This window comes from Clostridium sp. AM42-4 (assembly GCF_003480105.1).
Classification (GTDB): Bacteria; Bacillota; Clostridia; order Lachnospirales; family Lachnospiraceae; genus Brotaphodocola.
Genome location: NZ_QUIK01000041.1, coordinates 1 through 4,569 on the forward strand (window position 1 = coordinate 1; position 4,569 = coordinate 4,569).

A 4,569-nucleotide genomic window follows, 5' to 3' on the forward strand; every position below is an offset into this window, starting at 1 on the left:
AAGATAACTGTCATCAAAGAGCCAGACGCTTAAGACGCAGAGCCGATGAAATTGTGGAACAATTCACGAATCATCGGCTCTTTTTGTTTCGTATTTGAAAGAACAAACTCACCAAATAAAAAAAACGATATTCGGGTGGGTTATTTTGTTATACCCTAAATTACCCTCTGAATTTGTTTTTAAATTTGGAGGGATTTTTTTATGTCCTTTTTTCGGGCAGTTATCTATCTGCTCATACGAAGCAAAATTTATCAATACATAGCATATCAGAGAACGGCAGGAAACCAGTTAAAAAAATTTCTGCCAGTGCAACGGTACTTCTCACCTTGAAAGTAGAAGTACAATCTCCATACAATAGAATTACTATTTCCTATAACCGTAAAGGTCACAGAGCCTTTGCGGTTTTTCTTTTGTCGATTTTTGTTGGAAAGTGCCGTAGGGCTGTTTCTGATATGCGGTGTCGTTCTCCGCCTCTCCATCTGGATTTTTTACATTTCAAAAATTCAGATGGGAGGTATTTATGGTGAAATATGCACCAAGAAAGGTATATATCAGAGAAAGTGGCGGCTATGTGGAATTATCCTACACGGAGTTCTGCCGTTGCAGGGAATCCGACCAGACCTATATGGACAAGCTGTTTATCCCCATTCAAGGCTGTCTGCTTGAAGTCGTGAGGGAGCAATACACAGACTTCTAAAACTCCCTGCTATTAGGTTCCACATTCTCACCTCCTTTCTCGTTGGAAAGTTGGTGGTGCTTCCCCCCTTTTCGCGGGGCAATACGGCGTTTTTCAAAAACGCCGAAGATTTTTTGAAATTTCTTCAAAAATTTTTTGAACGTACAAAATGCGCCCGTCCGAAAAGCCCGGACGGGCGCATAGGCATTGTAAGCAGTATCCAGATGATTAGACAGTTCATATATATAAGCGTAGTTTCCCCCGGTGGTGGGCGGGCTTTTTTTGATAAGTCAATAACTGTCGGATTTTGTCGATATGCTTTTTGCTTCATGGCGGCTACCTCCTTTAGCCGCCGATTTCAACAGTGATACCGCGTCATTTCATTAGAAGATAAAAAGAAACGGCGGCTTTGATTTTTCAAAGCTGCTGCGGAAATCAAAGAACGACAAGCAACAGTTCTGATTTTGCTCCAATATGGTTATTAGGGGCACAAATTAAAATCAAAAAAGAGCCGATAACAGCAGTATTTCAAACTGCATATTATCGGCTCTGCGTCTGTGCGTCTGGCTCTTTTAATTAAATTATTTCTGTTGTTTTTTGGCTTTATTATATGTATTAGCTAACTGTCCACAAGCTGCTTTAATCTCTCTACCATGAGAAACTCTCATGGTAACTTCAAGTCCTGTTTGCTCTAATTGATGTTTGAACGCAACCATTTCTTGTTTTTGTGGTGCTCTAATTTTTGAATTACTCGTCGGGTTGTATTGCAGCACGTTAATCATAACATTTTTGCCCTTAAACCATTTTGCAAGTTGCCTTATATCTGAGGAACGGTCATTTATACCTGGTAAAAGCAAATACGCAAATACCACTTTTCGATTATGCCTTTGAGAATAGGACAATGCTTGCTTAACAACATCTTCAATAGCGTACATGTGCATATGAGGAATGATACAGTTTCTCGCAGCCTGTGTTGCTGCATGTAAAGATATTGTCAACTGAATTTTTAGATGTTCTTCGCGCAATTTTTTTAATTGATTAACTGGACCAACTGTTGATACGGTAATGCCGTCGGTTGGAAAGTTAAGTCCATTTCTATCTCGAAGAATATGGATTGCTGCAATCAAGTTGTCGTAATTGAATAAAGGTTCTCCCATTCCCATAAAAACGATACGATTTACTTTTTGACGTATCAATACAACCTGCTGCACAATTTCAGACGGTGTTAGATTACGAACAAAACCATTGCGTCCGGACTCACAAAAAATACAGCCAACAGAACAACCAACTTGCGTACTTACGCAAACAGTCCCACCATCTCGCCGTTTAATAAAAACCGTTTCAATATACCTGTTATCTTTCAATTCATAAACATACTTTTCAGTATCGCTACTTTTATAGACTTTTTTTGTTGATATTGATAGATTTTCTTTGTGAAATGGCTGTTTATACAATTCCGTATATAAGGCTCTTGCTTTATCCTCTCCAATTACTTCCGACATTTCTTTGTAAGTAAATCCGTATGGGTCATTCAATATTTCCGTAGGTGTACTTTTAGGTAAGTGTTTCATTTAAATATCCTTCCTTTTCAAAATTAAAAAGTTTGTTTTTCAGAGTTTTTGATTATGATTTCTAGTTTTTCAACATCAACGATATGCGTTAATTTACATTTAGGGCAGAAAAGAGGAAAATTTCTTAATACCGTATTATAAAATACTTGAACCCTCGTCTTTCCGTTACAAATTGGACATTTTATCCAATATTTTTCAAGCATAATATTTCTCCTTTTGCGCAAAAAAATGCAGGTCAATTCTCAACATGAGCATTGACCTGCATTTATACATATAATACTACAACAAAATTAAGGCATAGTTTTTATACTATGTCTATACGTCGTTAGTTTTGTTGTATAGCATACGCAAAATAAGCATGACAAAAAAGCCCATATTGAAAATGGGAAAAATCTTTTTTGATTTCAATGCTTATCGAATACGCATGCTATGTAACATAAACATTCACCCCCTTTTATATAATATTATATACAAAAGCAGCTTGTTGTCAACATATATATATATGAATTATTTTGGCTAACTGATAGAACTACGTAGACATATCCAAGAAGAAAGGGGAACAGTAAAATGTAATAGGGTGAATAACTATGGCAAAAAGACCAGTACCACGATACGACTTTAAGGCTTTTGGGGCAGCGATAAAGGCAGCGCGTGAGGGATGCAAGGAGAGCCGCAAGAAAGTAGGCGACGAAATGTTTATCTCGCCGCGCTACCTTGCGAACATTGAGAACAAGGGGCAGCACCCAAGTTTACAGATATTCTTTGAGCTGATACAGCGTTACCATATATCCGTAGACCAATTCCTTTTAGAAACGCCGCCGGAGAAGAACACGCAGCGGCGGCAGCTTGACGCGCTTCTTGACGGTATGAGCGATACAGGCATACGGATTGTAACCGCAACGGCAAAGGAGATTTCCGAAGTCGAAAAAGAGGGCGAATAGGAATGTCCGACTTAAAACTGAACAGGATTTAGAAAGCGTTGTAATCTTTTTTGAGGTTGCAGCGTTTTTCTTTTGCGTAAGTTTGGCAAAATCGCTTTTTCTCCGTAGTAGGTGATAAGAGCCTAAAGGATAAAAACATTCGTAGCAAGCATAGGAAGCGGGTACCACTTCCGTATTTTCGCCCTCCCGCGCTGCGGCGCGTCGGTTGAAAATTGCTTGTTGGGAAGTGTCCCAAACCCTCGGAACGGAAAGGAAAGGAGCGAACACATGGACGGACGCAAAAGGACAGTGCAAATCAAATTCAGAGTGACGGAAGCGGAACGGGATTTAATACTGGAAAAAATGAAGCTCGTACCCACCCGGAACATGGCGGCGTATCTGCGGAAGATTGCCATTGACGGGTATATCATTCAGATAGACCACGCCGATATAAAGGCTATGACCGCAGAGATACAGAAAATCGGTGTCAACGTCAACCAGATAGCACGCCGCGTAAACGCGACGGGGAACGCATACCAAGAGGACATAGAGGAAATAAAGGGGGTGCTTGCGGAGATATGGCGGTTACAAAGATTAAGCCTATTAAAAGCACTCTAAGCAAAGCCCTTGACTATATCGAAAACCCGGACAAGACGGACGGGAAAATGCTTGTGTCCTCTTTCGGTTGCTCCTATGAAACGGCAGATATTGAGTTTGAATATACCCTGTCGCAAGCACTCCAAAAGGGGAACAATTTAGCCTTTCATCTGATACAGTCCTTTGAGCCGGGGGAAGTCGATTATCAGAAAGCCCATGAAATCGGAAAGCAGCTTGCCGACGCGGTAACAAAGGGGCAGCATGAGTATGTACTCACGACGCACATTGACAAAGGACACGTCCATAACCATATCATTTTTTGCGCGGTGAACTTTGTAGACCACCATAAATACAATTCCAACAAAAGGAGCTATTACGGCATACGGAACATGAGCGACAAGCTGTGCCGGGAAAATGGCTTGTCCGTTGTCGTCCCCGGCAAGGGCAGCAAGGGAAAGAGCTATGCGGAGTACCAGGCAGAAAAGACGGGTACAAGTTGGAAAGGCAAGCTGAAAACCACTGTTGACGCGCTTATCCCCCAAGTTTCCAGTTTTGAGGAATTGCTAACGCGGTTACAGGCGGCGGGCTATGAGATAAAGCCGGGGAAATATGTATCATGCCGCGCCCCCGGACAGGAACGCTTCACCCGCCTTAAAACCCTCGGCGCAGACTATACAGAGGAAGCCGTAAGGGAACGGATAGCGGGCAGACGGACAAAGGTGGCGAAAGCTCCCAGAGAGCAGCGCGGCGTGTCGCTGTGATATTGTCAATATTAGTTGACACATTTTCCTCAAGGATATCACTG

5 protein-coding genes and 2 pseudogenes are annotated in these 4,569 nt (G+C 41.5%); 4 read left to right on the plus strand and 3 right to left on the minus strand.

Annotation, left to right across the window (positions count from 1 at the left end; all coding sequences use genetic code 11):
- Positions 1 to 523 precede the first annotated feature (523 nt).
- A pseudogene (locus DW922_RS17095) lies at positions 524 to 694 on the plus strand (sigma-70 family RNA polymerase sigma factor); the annotation flags it as partial.
- Between the two features lie 127 nt (positions 695 to 821).
- Here DW922_RS17095 and DW922_RS17105 read toward each other — a convergent pair.
- From DW922_RS17105 to DW922_RS17115, 3 genes are all read right to left on the minus strand, one after another.
- On the minus strand, positions 822 to 1,007 hold the full coding sequence (locus DW922_RS17105) for a hypothetical protein (protein ID WP_009243795.1): 186 nt from the start codon (positions 1,005 to 1,007) through the stop codon (positions 822 to 824).
- Positions 1,008 to 1,257: 250 nt separating this feature from the next.
- The gene (gene rlmN, locus DW922_RS17110) at positions 1,258 to 2,247 is read right to left on the minus strand and encodes a 23S rRNA (adenine(2503)-C(2))-methyltransferase RlmN (protein ID WP_002569187.1); all 990 of its coding nucleotides are present in this window, start codon (positions 2,245 to 2,247) and stop codon (positions 1,258 to 1,260) included.
- 23 nt (positions 2,248 to 2,270) lie between these two features.
- Positions 2,271 to 2,450 carry a cysteine-rich KTR domain-containing protein gene (locus tag DW922_RS17115; RefSeq protein ID WP_002588768.1) on the minus strand — a complete coding sequence of 60 codons (180 nt, stop codon included), beginning with the start codon at positions 2,448 to 2,450 and terminating at the stop codon, positions 2,271 to 2,273.
- A gap of 384 nt (positions 2,451 to 2,834) precedes the next feature.
- On the opposite strand from DW922_RS17115, the gene DW922_RS17120 reads away from it, so the two are divergent.
- The 3 genes and pseudogenes from DW922_RS17120 to DW922_RS17130 form a co-directional block, all read left to right on the plus strand.
- Positions 2,835 to 3,188: a helix-turn-helix transcriptional regulator gene (locus DW922_RS17120; protein WP_002569186.1), complete on the plus strand. Its 354-nt coding sequence runs from the start codon at positions 2,835 to 2,837 to the stop codon at positions 3,186 to 3,188.
- A gap of 267 nt (positions 3,189 to 3,455) precedes the next feature.
- Positions 3,456 to 3,785, plus strand: a complete 330-nt coding sequence (gene mobC / locus DW922_RS17125) for a plasmid mobilization relaxosome protein MobC (protein WP_002569185.1) — start codon at positions 3,456 to 3,458, stop codon at positions 3,783 to 3,785.
- A pseudogene (locus DW922_RS17130) lies at positions 3,746 to 4,522 on the plus strand (relaxase/mobilization nuclease domain-containing protein); the annotation flags it as partial. The gene mobC and the pseudogene DW922_RS17130, both read left to right, overlap by 40 nt.
- Between the last annotated feature and the right edge of the window lie 47 nt (positions 4,523 to 4,569).

Excerpts from the sequence above, each read along its gene's own strand:
- mobC (WP_002569185.1), top strand. The coding sequence starts at position 3,456 with ATGGACGGACGCAAAAGGACAGTGCAAATCAAATTCAGAGTGACGGAA.
- DW922_RS17105 (WP_009243795.1), bottom strand. The coding sequence starts at position 1,007 with ATGAAGCAAAAAGCATATCGACAAAATCCGACAGTTATTGACTTATCA.
- DW922_RS17120 (WP_002569186.1), top strand. The coding sequence starts at position 2,835 with ATGGCAAAAAGACCAGTACCACGATACGACTTTAAGGCTTTTGGGGCA.
- rlmN (WP_002569187.1), bottom strand. The coding sequence starts at position 2,247 with ATGAAACACTTACCTAAAAGTACACCTACGGAAATATTGAATGACCCA.
- DW922_RS17115 (WP_002588768.1), bottom strand. The coding sequence starts at position 2,450 with ATGCTTGAAAAATATTGGATAAAATGTCCAATTTGTAACGGAAAGACG.